This is a genomic window from Okeania sp. SIO2B3, assembly GCF_010672525.1.
GTDB lineage: Bacteria > Cyanobacteriota > Cyanobacteriia > Cyanobacteriales > Microcoleaceae > Okeania.
Map to the genome: position 1 here is coordinate 168,392 of NZ_JAAHGH010000004.1, position 22,141 is coordinate 190,532.

At 33.1% G+C, this 22,141-nt stretch carries 12 protein-coding genes; 9 read left to right on the forward strand and 3 right to left on the reverse strand.

Annotated features, from left to right (window positions below):
- Positions 1–1,028: 1,028 nt before the first annotated feature.
- Positions 1,029–3,446: a pentapeptide repeat-containing protein gene (locus F6K15_RS04945; protein ID WP_293057820.1), complete on the forward strand. Its 2,418-nt coding sequence runs from the start codon at positions 1,029–1,031 to the stop codon at positions 3,444–3,446.
- Positions 3,447–4,134: 688 nt separating this feature from the next.
- Here F6K15_RS04945 and F6K15_RS04950 read toward each other — a convergent pair.
- Both F6K15_RS04950 and F6K15_RS04955 read right to left on the reverse strand, forming a co-directional pair.
- Positions 4,135–4,320 carry a hypothetical protein gene (locus tag F6K15_RS04950; RefSeq protein WP_293057823.1) on the reverse strand — a complete coding sequence of 62 codons (186 nt, stop codon included), beginning with the start codon at positions 4,318–4,320 and terminating at the stop codon, positions 4,135–4,137.
- A complete protein-coding gene (locus tag F6K15_RS04955) occupies positions 4,284–7,202 on the reverse strand; it encodes a glycosyltransferase family 2 protein (RefSeq protein WP_293057826.1) in 2,919 nt (972 codons plus the stop codon). The genes F6K15_RS04950 and F6K15_RS04955 overlap by 37 nt, the downstream gene beginning before the upstream one ends.
- 664 nt (positions 7,203–7,866) lie before the next feature.
- On the opposite strand from F6K15_RS04955, the gene F6K15_RS04960 reads away from it, so the two are divergent.
- The 4 genes from F6K15_RS04960 to F6K15_RS04975 all read left to right on the forward strand — a co-directional run bounded on the left by F6K15_RS04960 (position 7,867) and on the right by F6K15_RS04975 (position 14,649).
- The gene (locus F6K15_RS04960) at positions 7,867–8,022 is read left to right on the forward strand and encodes a hypothetical protein (protein ID WP_293057828.1); all 156 of its coding nucleotides are present in this window, start codon (positions 7,867–7,869) and stop codon (positions 8,020–8,022) included.
- Between the two features lie 392 nt (positions 8,023–8,414).
- On the forward strand, positions 8,415–10,871 hold the full coding sequence (locus tag F6K15_RS04965) for a tetratricopeptide repeat protein (protein WP_293057831.1): 2,457 nt from the start codon (positions 8,415–8,417) through the stop codon (positions 10,869–10,871).
- A gap of 212 nt (positions 10,872–11,083) precedes the next feature.
- A complete protein-coding gene (locus F6K15_RS04970; protein WP_293057833.1) occupies positions 11,084–11,344 on the forward strand; it encodes a DUF563 domain-containing protein in 261 nt (86 codons plus the stop codon).
- A 326-nt stretch (positions 11,345–11,670) separates the two neighbouring features.
- Positions 11,671–14,649 carry a tetratricopeptide repeat protein gene (locus F6K15_RS04975; RefSeq protein WP_293057836.1) on the forward strand — a complete coding sequence of 993 codons (2,979 nt, stop codon included), beginning with the start codon at positions 11,671–11,673 and terminating at the stop codon, positions 14,647–14,649.
- A 109-nt stretch (positions 14,650–14,758) separates the two neighbouring features.
- On the opposite strand, the gene F6K15_RS04980 is transcribed toward F6K15_RS04975, so the two are convergent.
- Positions 14,759–14,899 carry a hypothetical protein gene (locus tag F6K15_RS04980; protein ID WP_293057839.1) on the reverse strand — a complete coding sequence of 47 codons (141 nt, stop codon included), beginning with the start codon at positions 14,897–14,899 and terminating at the stop codon, positions 14,759–14,761.
- Between the two features lie 283 nt (positions 14,900–15,182).
- Here F6K15_RS04980 and F6K15_RS04985 point away from each other — a divergent pair, with 283 nt between their 5' ends.
- The 4 genes from F6K15_RS04985 to F6K15_RS05000 all read left to right on the forward strand — a co-directional run bounded on the left by F6K15_RS04985 (position 15,183) and on the right by F6K15_RS05000 (position 22,069).
- Positions 15,183–17,891 carry a tetratricopeptide repeat protein gene (locus tag F6K15_RS04985; protein ID WP_293057842.1) on the forward strand — a complete coding sequence of 903 codons (2,709 nt, stop codon included), beginning with the start codon at positions 15,183–15,185 and terminating at the stop codon, positions 17,889–17,891.
- Positions 17,892–18,593: 702 nt separating this feature from the next.
- Positions 18,594–20,849 carry a tetratricopeptide repeat-containing sulfotransferase family protein gene (locus F6K15_RS04990; RefSeq protein WP_293057844.1) on the forward strand — a complete coding sequence of 752 codons (2,256 nt, stop codon included), beginning with the start codon at positions 18,594–18,596 and terminating at the stop codon, positions 20,847–20,849.
- Between the two features lie 741 nt (positions 20,850–21,590).
- Positions 21,591–21,803, forward strand: coding sequence for a hypothetical protein (locus F6K15_RS04995; RefSeq protein WP_293057846.1), 213 nt, complete (start codon positions 21,591–21,593; stop codon positions 21,801–21,803).
- A 53-nt stretch (positions 21,804–21,856) separates the two neighbouring features.
- Complete coding sequence (locus F6K15_RS05000; protein ID WP_293057846.1) at positions 21,857–22,069, forward strand: hypothetical protein; 213 nt, start codon at positions 21,857–21,859, stop codon at positions 22,067–22,069.
- Positions 22,070–22,141 lie beyond the last annotated feature (72 nt).

Below are 22,141 nucleotides of genomic sequence, written 5' to 3' on the forward strand. Positions count from 1 at the left end.
GAAAATAGACTTGCCCTTTATTTGCTATAAACTAGAGTGTAATAACTAAAAAAATCATTTTTCGTGTTTTTTTCCTAAAAATATCTTCCCTGTTTCCTATTATCTACTTTTACAAAAAGTATATATCTTTAATTCATGCCTATGTCTATTCATTTAAACCTCCTCATAAGAGCTGAGAGCTGACATCTAATAGCTGTTTGCGCAGCATTCCGCAGGAAATGCTTACCCTGTGATACCAATTCCTAAAAGTAACGCTATACTTGGGTAAGACTTCAGTTATTAATTAATCAAAACAGGTAGAATCACCTTTTTGCTAAAAATAGCCCAGTTAATGTTAATGATTCTTACTTTTTACTTCTCCCCTACTCCCCCACTCCCCCTCCTGGGAGGGGTTAGGGGTGGGTCCCCTGCTCAACAAAATGTAGAAAAGTTTTTGATAAATGGTATGAGAAATAGTGTGATAGGTTAAAAGAATAAAAGAAGAAAAATAACTGTACCTCAGTAACTTGAAAAATGCTCTAGAACAAATATTATATTATTCCTCCTATTATTTTTACTTTTTACTTAGATAAAATATAGAAATTTAATTCATTCCATAATTTATATTATACTCTATCTACTAATCTTGTTTAGCAGGGTGCATCTCAATTTTGAATAAAGCCAAAAATTTATCGCTTTTAGGGAACAGGGAACAGGGAATAGTGAATAGGGAATAGGGAATAGGGAATATGGAGTAGGGAATATATAGGAAAAAAGTATTTTTGCAAATATGAGATACACCCGTTTAGCATCCATCAATTATTTAGATAATGTTTGTAAAATAAAGATTAAATCGTATAATTTGCGCCGATTTTATCGAAAGTAAAACTATAACTATACCATTTAATTTTAGATCTATTTATCAGTATTTATCGAGAAGATTCCAAAAGTATAAAAAGTCAGTAAACCTTGAAGAACTACTCACCGAATATGTCAAAATTTTTTATTTTCAGTTAAAGTTATTGCATATATATATCAAGCCCACAAAAATGAGTAACGACTTGAATCAAATCCGTCCGTTAAATACTACCTTTGGGAAATCATCCTCTCCATCTACTACCCCTCTTCTCAATAACCTTGAAGCAGTTAAAGAATACTTACTATATGGTGAAGTACAATTGAGGATAGCAGCAGTTTCTGAAACCCTCAAATACGGAGATTTAGGACTAGATTTGTTACTCATGGCCTTGCAGGACCAGTCAATAGAAGTGCAATGGGCCGCATATTCAATACTCCTAGAACAACAACAACCTAAAGCTAAATTGGCATTGTCCCAATATACTTGGGATATATCTAAACTACTAGAGCTATACGCTACAGGAAAACGGAATTTTATCAGAGCTAACATCAGAGGAGCAAACCTTAATGGTTTAGACCTACAAGGTATAAATTTCAGTTTTGCCTATTTAAAAAATGCCGATTTAAGTAGTATTAATCTTCAAGATGCTAACCTCACAGAAGCTCACTTCAGAGGTGCTATCCTGAAGGATGCTAATCTCAAAAACACTAATCTTGAAAATGCGAATCTTAGCCTGGCAAAACTTAGGGGTGTTAACCTAACTAATGCTAATTTAACTAATGCAAACCTTAGTGGTGCAGAACTAAGTCTTGCTAACCTAAAGAATGCTAATTTAACTAATGCAAATCTTCGTGGTGCAGACTTAAGAGGTAGTAAATTTAAAGGTATAAATCTTCAGGGTACTAAACTAAATAAAGAAACAAAACTCGATCGTAAATTGTTATTAATCTGGGAAATAGTTAATCAGCAAGCTATCGGTAAAAACTTCGGAAATATTAATCTAATAGGCATCTACCTTGAAGGTGTAAATTTGAGTAATGCTAACTTGAGTGGCGCTCAACTTAGAAGAGTGAATTTGAGTAATTCTAACCTCAGTGGCAGTAACTTTAGTGCTGCAAAACTTATAAGTATTAATCTCAAGAATACTGATTTTAGTAATACTAATCTAACTGATGTAAATTTGAGTGATGCCGACCTCAGTAATGCAAATCTCCTCAATGCAGACCTCAGTAATGCAAATATTAGTAATGCTAATCTTAACTACGTTAACCTCCGAGAAACAAAAATAAATAATTTGACAAAAATAGACCATAAATGGCATTTGGTCTGGAAAATTGTTAACCAGCAACCTATAAAGAACAATCTCAAAGGAGTCAACCTTAGTCAGTCCGATCTTCGAGGTGCTGACCTGAGCAATATTAACCTCCGGAGTGCTAACTTAGAAGGAGCAAATTTTGGGATGTGCGATCGTAATATTCCCTATTGCCAAATCCAAAATATTGATAGCAACTACCACAGTCACTCAAATCTCAGAAGAGTCAATCTTTGTAACGCTAACTTGAAAGGAGCTAACCTAATTGGAGCTTATTTAGAGGAAGCTAACTTGAGTGTAGCCAATCTCATGTTAGCTCAACTCAACTATGCTGAAATGAGCGGTGCAAACCTTACTGCTGCTGAACTCAATGATGCAGACTTGAGAGATGCCAACCTCAGTAGTGCCAACCTCAATGCTGCTGACCTTAGTAACGCTGACCTTAGTAACGCCAACCTGACAAATGCTCATCTGAGTGCTGCTAAATTCTGCAATGCTCAACTTAATGGCGCTAAAATGAACCAAGTCGATCTGAGCACAGCTAATCTCACCAATGTTAATCTCACGAATGCTAAACTCCGTTATGCCAATCTTCGTAATACTAATTTAACAGGTGCTATTCTTAGGGGAGTCGATCTTAGCAATGCCGATCTTAGTCATGCTCACCTGGAAAATGTCGATCTTAGTCATGCTCAACTTAAGGGTGTAAAAATCAGTGAAACAACTAGACTTGACCAAAAATGGTATATAATTTGGGACATTGTAAATCACAAGGTGGAAGGAAGAAACTTACAAGGTAATGACCTCAGTAATGCTCAACTAAATCGTGTCGATCTCAATCGTGCTAACCTCAGCAATGCTAATCTCTGTGGTGCTAGTTTACGAGTAGCTGCTCTGTGGGATGCTAACCTAGAAAATGCTAATATTAGCAATGCTAACTTGGGTGGTGTGAATCTTAGTGGTGCTAACCTCAAGGGTGCTAACCTCAGTGGGAGTGACCTTAATCGTGCCCACCTTTGGCATACTTATCTAAGTGATGTTAATCTCAGTGGTGCTAACTTGATGGGAGCTGACTTGTGGGGTGTTAATTTGAATGGTATCGACCTTAGTGGCGTTAACCTGAGTTATGCTAACCTCAGTCATGCTAATCTTAAAGATACTAACCTGATTGGAGCTAATCTCAGTCGTGCTAATCTTAGCAGTGCAAATCTCAATGGTGTTAATTTCAGTGACGCGAATTTAAGTGGTACTAATTTTAGTGATGCTAATATTAATAATTGCATATTACCAATATGAAGAAGGAATAAGGAAGAAGGAAGAAGGTTTAAAAGCTGGAAAAAACTTAAATTTAAGGAAGAAGTAAGAAGGAAGAAGGAAGAAGTTTTAAAAGCTGGAAAAAACTTAAATTTAAGGAAGAAGTAAGAAGTTTTAAAAGCTGGAAAAAACTTAAATTTACTGTAGATATTCACCGAATATAGAACCCATTTGAGATCTATATAATTATGGTAGTCAAGTCTTTTCGCGCATCAATTTTGAGGAAAAATCATCTGAAGGAGTGTTGAATTTTTTGTATTATCTCTCCCCACATCTTCCCTCTTCCCTCTTCCCTCTTTCCTTTTCCCTCTTAATATCATGTCCGGATAATTAGTTATAAAAAAACTTTCTCCTTCAACTCCAGTTCTTCTTCTTTCTTCCCTCTTTCCTCCTGACTCGGTCCTTCCCCTCCCCTCCTGGGAGGGGTTAGGGGTGGGTTGACTCCTGAGGACTCCGTAGTTATTTATTTATCACTGTTTAACCGGACATGATATAACTCCTGTCTCCTGTCTCCTGTCTCCTGTCTCCTGACTCCTGACTCCTAGCTAAAAAAACTTGATATTTATGAAGATACCAAATGGGTTCTATACAGCGCTTCCCGTTGTTATGAGGTACACCCATCGCGGGCAAGATGCCCGCACTACAATATTTTTATCATTTATCCTATACCTCATTTACCCGAAATATGCTGTAAATAATCAATCTTCCTGGTTGTCCCTTCTTCCCTCTTCCCTCTTCCTTCTTCCTTCTTCCTTCTTCCTTCTTCCTTCTTCCTTCTTCCTTCTTCCTTCTTCCTTCTTCCTTCTTCCTTCTTACTTCTTACTTCACAAAAATATCTGACATTAACTGTTGCCAAATATCCGAATTTGTTAAAGCATAAGCATCAAATTCATAACCATATTGTTGATAAAGACTATTAAAACTATCAATCCAATGATAAATAGTTTCTGTCATAGATAAAGGAGTATATTTTACAGCTTGTCGTAGATATTTACTCATCTCAACTAAATTCTCATTTCGATGTGCCTGCCATGCTAACCAACTCAAAGTATAATAACGAGATTTTCCCTCTAATTTACGAAGAGATACTGATAAATTTGGTCTGCTAAAAAAGTCATCTAAAACAGACATCATACTAACAGCTTGGTGAGTAGATTTTCTAGTAGCATTCCGATGATGTTGACGATAACAATAAGTAACTTTTGGCAACCAAACTGCCTCACAACCATTTACAGATAAACGCAATACTAAATCTATATCTTCTCCATGATGCCAACGAGTATCAAAACCTCCCGCACTTTTTATCCAACTCCGACGAAACATCATAGAAATAGTTACAGGTTTCCAAACTACCCAAGTTTCTAAATTTAATTCTAGGGAGTTATGCCATAATTCTATATCGGAAATTTTTTCCCCTTTTTCATTAACTAAACGCCACCCACTATGCACGATACCAAGAGAAGGACGAGTATCAAAAATAGCTACCTGTTTTGCCAGTTTATCTGGTAGAAAAAAGTCATCAGCATCCAGAAAAGCAATAAATTCTCCCCCTGCCATTTCTAAACCTAAATTTCGGGCGTGGGATACTCCTTTATTCTCTTGATAAACATAGCGAATTTTATCTAAATAAGGTTCTAAAACTTCGCGAGTATTATCAGTAGAACCATCATCAATTACGATTATTTCATAAGAGGTATAAGTCTGATTAAAAACACTGGCGATCGCTTCTAGTATATAGTGGGCATTATTATAGGTGGCAATAATTACACTGACTCTTGGTACTACTGGATTAAAAATATTACTAATTAATTTTTTCCACTCTGGTAATTGACTAAAATTATAGGCATTAAATTGATTTCCTTCTTGACGAGCAAGTTTGCTAAATAATTCTATCCAAGTACAAATTGCTTCGGTAGTAGAGGCGGAAGTATAAGTTAAAGATTTTTGCAAATAAGCAGCCATTTCGAAAAAGTTACCTGCCTGATATAAGCGCCAAGAATTCCAAAGTAGGGAGCGATATTTTACTTGATTTTCTATTTGACTTATTGAGGCAGGTAAATTAGGTTTGCTAAAAAAATCATCTAATAATTTTTCCAATTCTTGAGTAATTTTTTGTCGATTTTCTAATCCAGAAACACTACTATTACGCTGTCGATAACAGACACAAACTCTCGGTAACCAAGTAGCTTTTCCTCCAGTTAAAGCCAAGCGCAAAACTATTTCTAAATCCTCAATACCAAAATATCTTTGGTCAAACCCACCATTAAGCTTTAACCACTCACTTCTAAACATCATTGCACTAGGCAAAGTTGCTTGCCAGATTAACCAATTTTCTAAGTCTAATTCTGCACCATTTTCCCAAGGTTTTATATCTTTAATAATACTACCTTTTTCATCAACAAATCTCCAACCACTTTGCACCATAGTTAAAGTAGAATCTTCTGCAAAACATCCTACTTGTTCGGCTAATTTTTCGGGTAGAAAAAAGTCATCGGCATCTAGAAAGGCAATATATTTTCCCTGAGCTATTTCTATGCCATGATTCCGCGCTTTTGATGGTCCTTGATTTTCTTGATATACATATTTAATTTGATTTAGGTAGGGTTCTAAAACTTGATAAGTCTTATCGGTAGAACCATCATCAATAATAATAATTTCATAAATGGTATAAGTTTGAGTCAGGATACTTTTAATAGCTATGAGAATATAATCAGCATTATTATAGGTAGGAATAATAACACTAACCATTGGTAAGCCATTAGGGATAACTTTAGTTATTAATTTTTGCCATTCTGGTAATTGATGCAAAAATACAGAATTAAAATCATAGTTTTCTAGAGCAGCATAATATTGAAAATAATAGAGCCAATTACAGATAGTTTTAAGGACAGAAAAAGAGGAAAATTTTAAAGACTTATATAAATAATCAGCCATTTCAGCGAAGTAGCTAGATTTATATAAACACCAACAATTCCAAATTAGAGAACCGTAGCGTAACTCCTTTTCTAACTGTTGAATTTTTGGGGGAAGATTGGTGTTAGAAAAAAGTTCATCTAAAATTTTTTCTTCTACTGCTATTTGAGCAAGTAAATTTCTAGTCATATTACTGCTATGTTGACGATAACATACAGCTACTTTAGGAAACCAAGCGGCTTGGCAACCTGCTAAAGCTAATCGAATGACAATATCAAAATCTTCTAATCTGCGTAATTGTTCATTAAAGCCACCTACTTTTTCTAACCATTCTTTGCGAAACATCATCCCACTAGGGTTAGTAGTTTTCCATTTTAACCAACTTACTAAATCTAATTCTGGAGATTTATGCCAAGGTTCAAGATCTTGAATTTTTTCTCCTTTTTCATTGACAACTCGCCACCCACTTTGTACTAAACCAATATTTGGTTGAGCATCAAAAATAGCAACTTGTTCTGTCAGTTTATAAGGTAGAAATAAATCGTCAGCATCAAGGAGAGCAATTAATTCTCCTTTTGCCAATTTAATGCCACGGTTACGAGTTGCAGATAATCCTTTATTTTCTTGATAAAAATAGCGAATTTTTGTCATGTATGGTTGTAATACTTGACAGGTATTATCTGTAGACCCGTCGTCTATAACAATAATTTCATAGTTAGTATAGGTTTGTTTAAATACACTTTCTATTGCTTGGGCAATGTAGAGTTCACAATTATATACTGGGATAATTACACTTACTTTTGGAGTTAGAAATACTTGGGACATTATAGTTATTAATTTTGAAGTTTGTGGGATAATTTTAACGAAGTCAGAAGTCAGAAGTCAGAAGTTATTTTTGTAACGGGGATTTGAGCAACCCTCCAAAAAAATTTTGCCTTAAAAGGCGGGGTTTTATACCCAATTATTTTGATAAAAGTCTATAAAAAGTTCTACTCTAAAAAGAAACTCGAATAACTATTTATTCCACGAAAAATTAGGTTATGCCCTGAAACAAGTAAATGTATCTTATCTTCCCAAAATTATCGGGGTATATAGGAAAAATGTCTATTTTCAAGAAATACCAGACTATTTAAAATTATCTTGGGAAACAATGAAAATTAATTTGAGAATAGCTAATGTTATTAGACATCTCCGATCATATAATGTTTCTCAACCTAATCAGATAGACTTATACTTATTTATCTTCTATTTCCTATTCCCTATTCCCTATTCCCTGTTACCTCTGATAGGAAAAATATCTATTTTCAAGAAATACCAGACTATTTAAAATTATCTTGGGAAACAATGAAAATTAATTGGGGAATAGCTGATGTTATTAGACATCTCCAATCATATAACGTTTATCAACCTAATGAGGTAGACCTATACTTATTTCTCTTCTATTCTCTATTCCCTCTGGGTATATAAAAAAAATGTCTATTTTCAGGAAATGCCAGACTATTTAAAATTATCTTGGGAAACAATGAAAATTAATTGGGAAATAGCCGATGTTATTAGACATCTCCGATCGTATAACGTTTATCAACCTAATGAGGTAGACCTATACTTATTTATCTTTTATTGGTACTTAGACATTTTTTGGTAGGAAAAATGCGTCAAAGTCAGTCTAGACAATGGAATTACGTCAAAGCCTTAAAAATGGCTAGAACTCTTGGTAACTCAGGATTTATGCCTTTTCGACGTAAAAGCCTCTGCACATCTATATTTGAGCCTATTTTCTGCCTTGATTTTGTGTAAGTCCCATTATTCTCTATTCCCTGTTCCCTCTGATAAAAAAAATATCTATTTTCAAGAAATACCAGACTATTTGAAATTATCTTGGGAAACAATGAAAATTAATTGAGAAATAGCCGATGTTATTAGACATCTCTGATCATATAGGATTTCTCAACCTCATGAGGTATGCCTATACTTATTTATCTTCTATTCCCTATTCCCTGTTCCCTAAAAATGAAGTTAGTTTATACATAAATGAAAATGAAAAAACAACAGGAAAATTCACTATATGAATTAAATAAAAAAGCAGAAATATATTTAGCCCAAGGAAAATTAGAAGAGGCAATAGAAGCTGGTAAACAGGCATTAGAAATAGTGCCATATTTTCCACCCATCTATAAAACATTGGGAAATATTTTCCACAAAATGGGTGAAATAGACAAAGCAAAAGAGTGGTATCTCAAAGCAATAAATCAACAGCCAGAATGGGCGGAAGTTCATGCAAATTTTGGCAGCTTATATGCCCAACAACAACAATGGCAATTAGCAATAAAATCTTACCAAGAAGCCATCGGAATCAAACCAAATGTACCAGGTTTTTATCGTAATTTAGGAAAAATCTGGCAACAAATAGGAAAAATAGAATTAGCAAGAGTTTGTCAGGAACAAGCATTAAATTTAGAAGCTCAATATCCCAAAGCCTCACAATATTTGAAAAAGGGAAAAAGTTTGCTAGAAAATGGGGAAATAGAATCAGCGATCGCTCATTTCCAGCAAGCTATAAAATTCAATCCATCTTTGGCAAATGCCTATCAAAAATTAGGGGATGCTTTAGTTGAAAAAAAAGAATTACATCCAGCAATTAAATCTTATCAACAAGCAATAGAACTGAAGCCAGACTTGTGGATAGCTCATCATAAACTAGGAAAAGTATTTCAAGAAATAGGAGAGCTAGATACAGCTATTATAGAATTTAAACTTGCTATAAAACTCAACCAAAATTCTCCTTTGTCTTACAAAAAATTAGGTGAAATTCTAGAAAACCAAAAAAAATTAGACGCTGCAAGACACTATTATCAAAAAGCGATAGAAATTCAGCCAGATGCTTGGAATATTCACCGCAAATTAAATCAGATTATGCTGAAGCAAGGAAAATTAAAACAAGCCATTATAGCTTGTAAAGTTGTTATAAAACTCAATCAAAAGTTATCTTGGCCTTATAAATTAATGGGAGACATTTATCAACAAAATCAAGAATGGGATGAAGCAGCTTTAGCTTATTCTAGTGCCTTAAAACTTGCCACAAATCAAGATACACTCCACAAAAAATTAGGGGATGTTTTACAGAAAAAAGGCTTGATAGAAGAAGCGATCGCCAGTTACAAAAAAGCCATAAAAATCAATCCCAATTCTTGTTGGTATTATGGAGCATTAGGAGATGCTTATGTTCAACAGCAAAAGTTTTCTGAAGCAATACCTTATTTAATCCAAGCTCTGAAATTGAGACCAGATTATGATGAAGTGCATAAAAATATAGAATATATTCTCACAAAACAAGGTCGTCAAGATGCAGCTAGTATTTGGTCTCTTGAAGAAAAATTACCCCTAGATTGGCTAGAAAAATTTTTTAAATTAACAGGAGACTGGGAAATTATATCTAGTTCATTAGAAAGTAATATTATTCAGATAAAAATCTATCCAGAAATGCCAGTAACTTTCTTCGTATCTCAAACAATAGATGCCAAACTTCATCCCAGTTTTCAAGAAAAAAAACTTAAATTAGTAGAAGCATTTATAGCAATAATACCAGAAGGAAGAGGTTGTGTAAAATTAGGAACAACTGCAGTTATTAGCTCAGATAATAAATTAGTATCAGACGTTTCTACAGGTTGTGCCACAGTAATTATATCCTCCTCCCAATTACCTCCTATTTATTACATAAATAAAAATGTAGCTTTTTTGTCAACAAAGTGGGGAGAAAAAAATTATTTTCACTGGATGTTTGATGCAGTGGCACGGATAGATTTATTACGCCGAACAGATGTTGAAATAGATAAGTTTATTTTGGGTAGTTGCGAAAAAAATTTTCATAGAGAAAGTTTAGAAGCATTGGGAATTTCCCAAGATAAAATAATCGAAAGTAGATTGTATTCTCACATAAAAGCAAAGCAATTAATAGTGCCTTCATGTTCGGCTAAACAAAGAGGAATATGGGTGAATAAATGGAGTTGTGAGTTTCTCAGAAGTTTATTTTTGAAACCTCAAAATATTAAAGAATTATCTCATCAACCAAAACGTATATATATTAGTAGAAAGCTAGCATCATGGCGTAGAGTTCTTAATGAGGAGGAAGTTATGAATTTGTTAGAGAAATTTGGCTTTGTTAGTCTGACCTTAGAATCAATGTCAATAGCAGAACAAGTATCATATATGGCTGCTGCTAAAGTTGTTATTGCACCTCATGGAGCTGGATTAACAAACCTCGTATTTTGTAGTCCAGGAACTAAAGTAATTGAAATTTTTTCTCCCAAATATGTTAATTCTTTATATTGGCGGATTAGTAATTTTTGTAGTCTTTCACATTATTATTTATTAGGGGATTTTTTTGATAATGATAATTTAGGAAAACAGTTATGGATGCCAGATATAATTGTCAATTTAAAACAGCTATTAAAAATTATGGAATTAGCAAAAGTAATTTCAACAATTAATAATTAATTATTAATTATTACCTCTCCTTGAAAGCGGATAGGATTGACTCAAAGGAAATTTTTTCTTGTTTCTCCTTTAAAGGAGAGTAAGCATTAAGCAGTCAGCCATCAGCTAGCCTCCTATCGGAGGAACTGCGTTAACAGCTATTGCTTTTAGTTGAGAATAAAAGCTTTATTAATTGTCTTACTACAAAAGTATTATGCCTAGGAGCTGTTCAATTGATTATTACTCCTCATGGTGCTGGACTGACAAACCTGGTCTTTTGTACTCCAGGAACTAAAGTAATTGAAATTTTTTCTCCCAAATATATTACCCCTATATATTGGCAAATTAGTAATGTATGCGGCTTATTACACTACTACTTAATAGGTGAAAATTTTGATAATCCTAATTCAGCTAAGTCAATGCGCTATACACCAGATATTCTGGTCAGTCTAGACAAGCTATTAAAAATTATGAAATTAGCAGAAATTGAATGAATTTAAGTCATATTTGTATCCCAGAATAAAACTAGAATAAATCTCATACCAAATTCATTTCTAAGTTGCATAGAATAATATTTTAATCAGAGTTGACTGTAGCTCGATATAAACAAGTTAATATTAGTTAACTGTAAAAAATGGCAGGATTTTTTCAAACAAGGAAATGCAAATACAGAAAAATATTTATGCTGCTTTCTCTACAATGCCTTGATGTTCAAAGAGTTAAAACACACCAGTAGAAAAGAAATTCTGTCAACTGATATCCTACTCTGTAACTTATATAAACAAGTAGGGATTAGAAGTTAGTTTATCAATAAATTAAAATGACAAAACAACAGCAAATGTCACTATGTGAGTTAAATAAAAAAGCAGAATTATATTTAACTCAAGGAAAATTAGAAGAGGCAATAGCAGCTTGTCACCAAGCATTAGAAATAGTGCCAGATTTTCCACCTATTTATAAAACATTGGGAAATATTTTCCACAAAATGGGTGAAATAGACAAAGCAAAAGAATGGTATTTAAAAGCAATAAATCAACAGCCATACTGGGCGGAAGTTCATGCAAATTTAGGGAGTTTATATGCCCAAAAACAACAATGGCAATTAGCAATAAAATCTTACCAAGAAGCCATCGGTATCAAACCAAATGTACCAGGTTTTTATCGTAATTTAAGAAAAATCTGGCAACAAATAGGAAAAATAGAATTAGCCAGAGATTGTCAGGAACAAGCATTAAGTTTAGAAGCTGAATATCCTCAAGCTTTAGAATATTTAAAACCGGGAAAAAATTTGTTAGAAAATGAAGAAATAGAACAGGCGATACAGCTGACGCCACGCTCCGCGAACGCTTATTTCCAGCAAGCCATAAAATTAAATCCGTCTTTGGCAAGTGCTTATCAAAATTTAGGCGACGCTGTTGCTAAACAAGGAGAGTTAACTGAAGCAATAAATTATTATCAAACAGCAATTAAAATCAAACCGGACTTGTGGATAGCTCACCATAAACTAGGAAAAATATTTCAAGAAATAGGAGAGTTAGATGCAGCTATTAGTAATTTCCAGCTCTCTATAGAAATTAATCCACATTTTCCTTGGTCTTACAAAAAATTGGCAGATATTTTCCAAGAAAAAGGAGAATTAGAATCAGCAGAAAAATATTATCAGAAAGTAATAGACATCAAATTTGATGTTTGGGAAGTTCACCGTAAATTAGTAGAAATTCAGCAACAAAAAGGAAACTTAGACAGAGCTATTTCTAGTTGTAAACGAGTCATAGAAATTAATCCCACCTTAAATTGGTTTTATCAGAGATTAGGAGATAATTTATCAAAATTGGAACCACACGATCTAGCTATAGATTATTACCGAAGCTTACTAGAAACTGAACCAAATAATATAAAATGGCTCCACGATCTAGGACAAAAGCTAGTAAAACTTCAAGAATGGGATGAAGCAATTATTATTTACCGTCGTGCTATAGAACTAGAAGTAAATAATCATTTATTTCACAGAAGATTAGCAGACGCTTTACAACAAAAAGGATTATTAGATGAAGCAATTTCTAGTTATCAAACAGCCATAAACATTAATCCAAATTTATCTTGGTCATATTACAAATTAGGAGAAACACTGAGTAAATTAACCAAGTGGGATGAAGCAATAATTGCTTACCGTCGTGCTATAGAGTTAGAAACAAATAACCATTTATTTCACAGAAGATTAGCAGAAGCTTTACAACAAAAAGGATTATTAGATGAAGCAATTTATAATTATCAAACAGCCATAGAAATTAATCCAAATTTTTATTGGTCATATTACAACTTAGGAGAAACACTAAGTAAATTAACCAAGTGGGATGAAGCAATAATTGCTTACCGTCGTGCTATAGAGTTAGAAACAAATAACCATTTATTTCACAGAAGATTAGCAGATGCTCTACAACAAAAAGGTTTATTCGATGAAGCAATTTATAATTATCAAACAGCCATAGAAATAAATCCCAACTCTTGTTGGCATTATGCAGCATTAGGCAATACTTATGTCCAAAAACAGAATTTTTCTGAAGCAATACCCTGTTTAATTGAAGCATTGAAAATGAAGCCAGACATTGAGAATGTTCACCAAAATATAGCATATATCTTGAAAAAACAAGGTCGTCAAAATCAAGCTCGCCTCTGGAATTCTCAACAAAAATTACCCAAAGACTGGCTAGAAAAATTTTTCAATTTAACACAAGATTGGGAAATTACTTCAGATTCCCCACAAACTAATATTACTAAGAAAAAAGTCTCAGAGTCCAGTTATATAAATCTATCAGCATCTCAAACAATTGAATCACAAATTTATCCAAATTTTCAAAGCAAAAAAGCAAAATTAGCAGCAACTTTTGTAGCAATAGTCGTAGACGGAAGAGGATGTGTTGATTTAGGAACAACAGCAGTTATTACTTCAGACAATAAATTAGTAAGAGATATTTCCACAGGTTGTGCTGAAATAATGATATCTTCTTCCAAATTACCGCCAGTTTACAACATCAATGGAACGGTAGCTTTTTTACCAGTAAATCTGGGAATAAATAATTACTTCCACTGGATGTTTGATATATTTGTCAGGTTAGACTTGTTACGCAGAAGTAATCTTATGCCTATCATAGATAAGTTTGTTTTTACTAACTGTAGTAAAAAGTTTCAAAAAGAGAGCATACAAGCTTTGAAAATACCTCCGGAAAAATTAATAGAAGCTCAGTTGTTTCCCAATATAAAAGCTCGCAAATTAGTGGTTCCTTCACTAATGACTAAACAAGGTAGCATTAGGATAACAAAATGGGGTTGTGATTTTTTAAGAAGTTTATTTTTAAACGCCGAAAATATTGGTAAATTACCTAGCAAAAAAGAACGTATATATATTAGTCGGAAACTGACACCCTACCGGAGAATAGTTAATGAAGAGGAGGTAGTTAGTCTACTGGGAAAGTTTGGTTTTGTTACTGTTACTCTAGAATCAATTTCAGTAACGGAACAAGCATCACTTATGGCTGGCGCTAAAGTAGTAATTTCTCCTCATGGTGCAGGACTTACAAACCTAGTATTTTGCAGTCCAGAAACTAAAGTAATTGAAATTTTTTCTCCAAAATTTATTAATTCTATATACTGGCAAATTAGTAATATATGTGGCTTGTTACACTACCACTTAATTGGTCAAGATTTTGAAAGTGACAATTCAAATAAAAGTCAGTGGGGACCAGATATTATTGTTAATATTAAACTGCTATTACAAATTCTAGAGTTAGCAGGAATTTAGTTGAATAATATTATGTCCGGTTGATTACTTAGGGTTTGCTGAAAAAGTCTTTTAGTAGGGGTAGGAGACAACCCACCCCTAACCCCTCCCAGGAGGGGAGAAATGGGAATTATAGAGGAGGTAAGTCGGAAAAATTGTAAGAGTGATTTTTCTGCCATAATCGTCCCCAAATACTAGCTTTTTGAGCTTTTTGAGCTGAAAAGCTGGCACTTTTTAAAGGCCAAAAAATGCTAAAACCAATATCAGTCAATGCTTTGATATTTAATCAGCAAGCCCTACTTATAACCTACATTCCGCACGACAAAACGTAGCATAAAAATATAGGTCAAAAGTCAAAAGTCATGCATTAAGAAGAAAATTATAGTGGTTAATAGGAGTCAACGATTCAGCAAGTATTTATGCTTAAGTCAGGAGGGAAGAAAGAAGTAAGAAATAAGAGGAGGAAAAGGAGTAAGTTTTTTTATCACTAATTATCCGGACATGATATAAGCGGATATTAATGAAAATTAGCGACTTTAAAAAGATTAAATAAAATGAATAAAAAAAAAATTGCACTAGATTTATATCAACAGGCAGAATTATATCTAGAACGAGGAAATTTAGAAATATCACACAAGTTATGTAACCAAGTAATAGAGATACAATCAGACTTTTCCCGCATCTACAATACCTTGGGAAAAGTGCTAGAAGCAATGGAAAAATTAGAGTTAGCAAAAGAAAATTATCAACAAGCGATCGCCATAAATTCTAGCTTAGTAGAAGCTCACATTAATTTAGGTAATTTATCTTTTCAGCAACAACAATGGCAAGCTGCAATTGAGAGTTATGATCGAGCAATTCAGTTAAACCCAAACCAAGCAGAAATTCATCACAAATTAGGAGAAGCATTCCTACAATTAGAAAAATGGGATGAAGCTGTTATTTCATATCAAAAAGCTACAGAACTAAATCCAAATTTTCCCTGGTCTTTCCATAAATTAGGAGAAGCATTCCTACAATTAAAAAAATGGGATAAAGCTGTCATTGCATATCAAAAAGCTACAGAACTAAATCCAAATTTTCCCTGGTCTTTCCATAAATTAGGAGAAGCATTCCTACAATTAAAAAAATGGGATAAAGCTGTCATTGCCTACAAAAAATTTATTGAACTAAATCCAGATTTTCCTTGGTCTTACCAAAAATTAGGCACAGCTTTGATGCAGCTAGAAAAATGGGAGGAAGCTGTTAAAGTTTATCGTCTTACTACTGAATTAAAGCCAGATTTATATTTGCCTCACAAAAATTTAGGAGATGCTTTAATGCAATTATCAAAATGGTCGGAAGCAGTAACAGCTTATCGCCGACTAATAGAAATAGAACCTAATATAGATGTGGCTTACTATAATTTAGGTGAAGCTTTAGTCAAACTTGAAAAATGCTCAGAAGCAGTAGCAGTCTACCGTCAAATTGTTAAAATGAACTCTAACTCTTATTTAGCTTATAGTAAATTAGCAGCAGCATTAATTAAAATAGCTGAAGTAGAAAAAAACAGAAAAATTGAGATTTATCCAGAAGCGATCGCTTGTTATGAAACTTTAATCCAACTTCAACCAAATCAAAGAGAAAATTATCATCAATTAGCAGATATATTACAAAAACAAGGAAAATTAGAAGCAGCAGTTGATAGTTATGTAGAAGCTATAAAATTAAAACCAGATGTACCTTGGTCTTATAACAATATCGGGGAAATTTTAATGAAATTAAAAAGGTGGAATCAAGCAATATTCACCTTTTTAATTTCATTAAATATGGAAAAAAATATGCCTTGGATATATCAGACACTAGGAGAAGCATTCGCACAAATATCCCAAAGTAATTTAGAAGATAAAATTAACTATTATTGTTCTGCACTTCAAAACGACCGGATAGAGATAATTAATTCTAAATTAGCACTTCATTTACCGCGAAATCCAGATTTATATCTATATTTAGGAAATTCCCTCAGCAAAAAAGAAAAATATAAAGGGGCAATCATTATTTATAATATGGCTCTGCAACTGAAAGTAAATGACCAAGAAATTACAAATCAACTTCAGAAAACTTTAGAGAAAAAAGTAAAGTTAGAACTAGAAATAGAAAGATGTCGTAAAACTATCGAACAAAACCCAAAATCTTCTAAATCTTACTATGATTTAGCCATCGCTCTGACTCGACAAGAAGAATTGGAAAAAGCAAGTCTAGCTTTCCTCAAAGCCATCAAATTAAACCCAGAAATTAACTGGTCTTATAATCGTTTCTGGAATTACTTAAAACAGTCCGATAAGCTTGATGAAGTAGTCAGTTTTTACCATCAAATTATTCAAAAGAAACCCCACTCCGTTTTATCTCACTTAAACCTAGGAGAAGTTCTCAGCGAGCAAGGTAAAATTGACTCAGCAGTCACCTCTTATCGTACTGCTTGTTACGAGCAAACTTTAAAATCTCATCCCAATTTTGTAAAAAAATATTGGCATCAAGAACAAGTAACAAATCCTAACTTTATAATTATTGGCACTGGCAAAAGTGGCACTACTTCTCTATATAACTATCTAACTCAACATCCCCAAGTTTTACCTGCCATTAAAAAAGAAATATATTTTTGGTCGAGACATTTTGACAAAGGAATAAATTGGTACTTAGCTCATTTTCCTCCCATTCCAAAAGGAACAATATTTTTAACAGGAGAAGCAACTCCTACCTATATTAATAGTTGGCAGACCCCGACACGACTATCTAGTATTTTCCCCAAAATAAAGTTGATTATAATTTTGCGAAACCCAGTAGATAGAGCAATTTCTCACTATTATCACGAAGTCAGATCGAAGATGGAAAATAAATCTTTATCAGAAGCAATATATTCCCAGTTAGAGAGACTTCAGCAAATGTCTGAATCTACTCTTGAACAAGCTTACTGGAATCATATATCTTACTATATAAGTTATGGAATTTATGTAGAATTTATCAAAAAATGGATGACTATTTTTCCCAGAAAACAATTCCTGATTTTAAGAAGCGAAGACTTTTATCAAAACCCAGGAACTATCATGGAAAAAGTTTTTAACTTTCTAGATTTACCCAAACATCAACTCAAAAATTATCAGAAATTAAATTCTGGTTCTTATCCTACTCTTCCTCAATCAATTCACCAGAGTCTAAGTAATTATTTTCAACCCTATAATCAAAAGCTTGAAGAATATTTAGGTATGAAGTTTAATTGGGAATGAACGAAGGCAGAAGGCAGGAGGCAGGAGGCAGAAGGCAGAAGGCAGAAGGCAGAAGGCAGAAGGCAGAAGGGAAAATTTCTTATGAATTCAAGTTTCAAAAATCTTAAGCACCTTCATTGATGGTTATTAAGTAATTAATACTGAAGAAGGCAGGAGGCAGAAGGTAGAAGGGAAAATTTCTTATGAATTCAAGTCTCAAAAATCTTAAGCACCTCCGTTAACGGTTATTAAGTAATTAACACTTAGATTTTATATAGCAATCAGGAATGAGTTGTTAGAATTGAGATGTTACTTAAAAGTATAGAATATAGCAATTATTATATTCATATGATATGTTTTTTTCTTCTTCTCTGTTCCCTGTTCCCTAAAAGTTTTCAATATCTCACAACTCAAATCATATTGCTATAGCAATCCTAAATTGGTTGCGGGTAATCAAAAAGTAGATAAAAAAACTGAAACTCTTACCTGTTCCCTGTTCCCTAAAATCGGTAAGATTTTTATACACAAATAAAATAGGATTGCTATATATGAAAGTATTCACCTGGGGTGCTTATTATTTGTAACATTCTTTTTTTTTAATGGTATTATTGCTAATTATTCTTATGTTTACTTCTCTCCCACTCCTCTACCTTTTGCTCAAGAAAATGATATGAAGCTACCTATTCTTAATTATGAACATTGACTTCTGACACCTCTAGAATTATGCCCTCAAATACAGACTTACAAATAATAGTATTACAAAGCCAAAAACAGGCAGAAATCTATTTATCCCAAGGCAAAATAGAACAAGCGATCACTTGTTATGAAAAAATTCTAGAACTTCAACCTGAACATTGGGGAATTTACCAAAAATTGGGAGATATTTACCTACAAGAAGGAAATTTTTCACAAGCTATTACTATTTATCAAAATGCCATTCAACTTAATCCTAATTTTTCCTGGTTTTATCACAAATTAGGGGAAGCTTTAATGCAACTTCAACAGTGGGAAAAAGCTATCACAGCATATCAACGTGCTATAGAACTTAACCCTGATTTTTCTTGGTCATATCAGAAACTGGGAGAAAGCTTGATTCAACTATTAAAATGGGATTTAGCAACTACAGCATTTAGACAAGCAATTAAACTGAATCCTGATTTTTATTTGTCTTACGAAAAATTAGGAGAAGCACTGACTCAACAAGATAATTTACATGAAGCAGTAACTGCTTACCAAAAAGCTATAAAAATTAATCCTAATTCTTACTGGTCTCACAATAAATTAGGAGAAACTTTAATTAAATTAGGTAAATTAGACCAAGCTGAGACTACTCTGCAAAAAGCCATAGAAATCAATCCTAAAATTTACTCTGCTCACCATAATTTAGGAGAAGTTTTATTCAAACAACAAAGAGAAACAGAAGCCATTATCAAATATCATCAAGCCATCAAAATTAATCCTAATTCTTATTGGTCTCATAACTCATTAGGAGATACTTTAGTAAAATTAGAAAATTGGGAAGAAGCCATAACAGCATACCGTCGTGCCATAGAAATTAATCCTAACTATTATTGGTCTTATAATTTATTAGGAGATGTTCTAGAAACTACAGGAAAATCAGACCAAGCAATTACCAGTTACTTAAAAGCAATAGAACTTAATCCAGAAATAGATAGACCTCATTTATGTTTATGGAACTTGTTTCTCAAACAAGATAAATGGGAAAAAGCAGAAAATATCTACCGCCAAGAAATTGAAAAAAATCCTCGTAACTTTTGGCTATGGAATTACTTAGGAAATACCCTAGTAAAACAACAAAGATTAGATGAAGCCATCGCCTCTTATCAAAAAGCTATTTCAATTAAACCTAATATTTCTGAAATTTATCAATTTTTAGGAGATGCTTTTATTCAACAACAAAGGTGGGATGAAGCTGCTATTGTTTATCTGCGCGCTGTAGAACTTAACCCTGAATTATCCTGGTCAAATTATAATTTATGGCAAACTTTAGAACGTTGCGGAAAATTAGATGAAGTAGTCAATTTATATCGACAGTTTATTCAACAAAATCCAGATTCATATTTGTCCTATATAAATCTCGGTGAAATTCTGACAAAACAGAATCAAATAGATGAAGCAATTATTTATTACCAAACTGCTTGTTATCAACAAATTTTAAAATCTTACCCCTCCCTTTACCAAAAACAGTGGAATTTGACAGACATTCAAAATCCTAACTTTCTAATTATTGGAGTAGGAAAAGGAGGAACGACCTCCTTATTTAGTTATCTCATCCAACATCCTCAAATTTTATCCCCTGTTGTCAAAGAAATAAATTTTTGGTCGATGAACTTTGACAAAGGAATAAATTGGTATCTCTCTCATTTTCCTGCCATTCCAAACCATGAAAATTTAATCACTGGAGAAGCAAGTCCTAGTTACTTAGGAAACTGGGAAGCACCAGACAGAATATTTAATTACTTTCCCAAAATCAAATTAATAATTATGTTGAGAAACCCTGTAGATAGAGCTATTTCTCACTACTATCATTGGCGAAGGATAAATAGAGAAAATCGCCCTTTAGAAACAGCATTAAAAGAAGAATTAGAAAATTGGCAAATGATTTATAAAAATTCTCCCTTAGACACCAATTATTGGCATCATGAATTATATTATTTAGGCACTGGCATATATATAGATTTTATCCACAATTGGATGAGAATATTTCCTCAAGAACAAATTCTAATTTTGCCCACAGAAGAATTTTATAGAACTCCAACAACCATGATGAAACAAGTATTTGATTTTCTCGGTCTGCCAAATTATAAAGTTCCCGACTACCAGAAATTAAATTTAGGTTCCTATCCCCCTATCAGTAAATCACTGCATCAAAAATTGAGCAATTTCTTTCGACCTCATAATCAAAAATTAGAAGAGTATTTAGGGATAACATTTAACTGGGAAAGTTTAGATGGATGACTAAAATTTAGGAGAAAAATTTCGATAAAAACAGTGGAGTGAAGTTATTAATTTCTCCCACAACTATGATCGAATTAGTATTTGATTTTTTGGGTTTGCCAAACCATCAAATTCCCGACTACCAGAAATTTAACTGAGGGTCTTAATTTTTCCTACAACACCTGATTAAAGGAGTCTTTGATTTTCTCAATTTGGCAAACTATCAAATTTCCAACTACCAGAAATTTAACTGAAGGTCTTATCCATCTATCAAGAAATTACTGCCTCAAAAATTGAGAGATTTTTTTTCAAGCTGAAATTTACAAATTAGAATCAGACTTAGAGGTAGAATTTAACTGAGAAACTCGAAGATGAAAGGAGTCTTTGATTTTCTCAATTTGCCCAACCATCAAATTCCCGACTACCAAAAATTTAACTTATGCTCCTATCCACTTATTAGGAAATTATTGCCTCCAGAAATTTAACTGAGGGTCTTAATTTCTCCCACAACTATGACGAAAGGAGTCTTTGATTTTTTCAATTTGCCAAATTATAAAATTTCCAACTACCAGAAATTTAACTGAAGGTCTTATCCATCTATCAAGAAATTACTGCCTCAAAAATTGAGAGATTTTTTTCAAGCTGAAATTTACAAATTAGAATCAGACTTAGAATAGATGATTAAAATTTAGGAGAAAAATTTCGAGAACAACAGTGAGTTGAAACTCTTAATTTCTCCCACAACTATAATGAAACGAGTCTTTGATTTTCTCAATTTGCCCCACTATCAAATTCCCCACTACCAAAAAATTCAACGTAGAGTCTTATCCACCTATCAAGAAATTACTACCTCAAAAATTGAGAGATTTCTTTCGAGCTGAAATTCACAACTATAAATCAGACTTACAGATGAAATTTAACTGGGAAACTAGAGATAGATTAGATGACTCAGAGTTAGGAGAAAAATTTCGATAAAAGCAGTGCCATAAAGCTCTTAATTTCTCCCACAACTATAATGAAACGAGTCTTTGATTTTCTCAATTTGCCCCACTATCAAATTCCCCACTACCAAAAAATTCAACGTAGAGTCTTATCCACCTATCAAGAAATTACTACCTCAAAAATTGAGAGATTTCTTTCGAGCTGAAATTCACAACTATAAATCAGACTTACAGATGAAATTTAACTGGGAAACTAGAGATAGATTAGATGACTCAGAGTTAGGAGAAAAATTTCGATAAAAGCAGTGCCATAAAGCTCTTAATTTCTCCCACAACTATAATGAAACGAGTCTTTGATTTTCTCAATTTGCC

Bases quoted from the DNA above. Each gene is read 5' to 3' on its own strand.
- F6K15_RS04945 (WP_293057820.1), top strand. From the start codon at position 1,029: ATGAGTAACGACTTGAATCAAATCCGTCCGTTAAATACTACCTTTGGG.
- F6K15_RS04955 (WP_293057826.1), bottom strand. From the start codon at position 7,202: ATGTCCCAAGTATTTCTAACTCCAAAAGTAAGTGTAATTATCCCAGTA.
- F6K15_RS04960 (WP_293057828.1), top strand. From the start codon at position 7,867: ATGCCAGACTATTTAAAATTATCTTGGGAAACAATGAAAATTAATTGG.
- F6K15_RS04965 (WP_293057831.1), top strand. From the start codon at position 8,415: ATGAAAAAACAACAGGAAAATTCACTATATGAATTAAATAAAAAAGCA.
- F6K15_RS04975 (WP_293057836.1), top strand. From the start codon at position 11,671: ATGACAAAACAACAGCAAATGTCACTATGTGAGTTAAATAAAAAAGCA.
- F6K15_RS04985 (WP_293057842.1), top strand. From the start codon at position 15,183: ATGAATAAAAAAAAAATTGCACTAGATTTATATCAACAGGCAGAATTA.
- F6K15_RS04990 (WP_293057844.1), top strand. From the start codon at position 18,594: ATGCCCTCAAATACAGACTTACAAATAATAGTATTACAAAGCCAAAAA.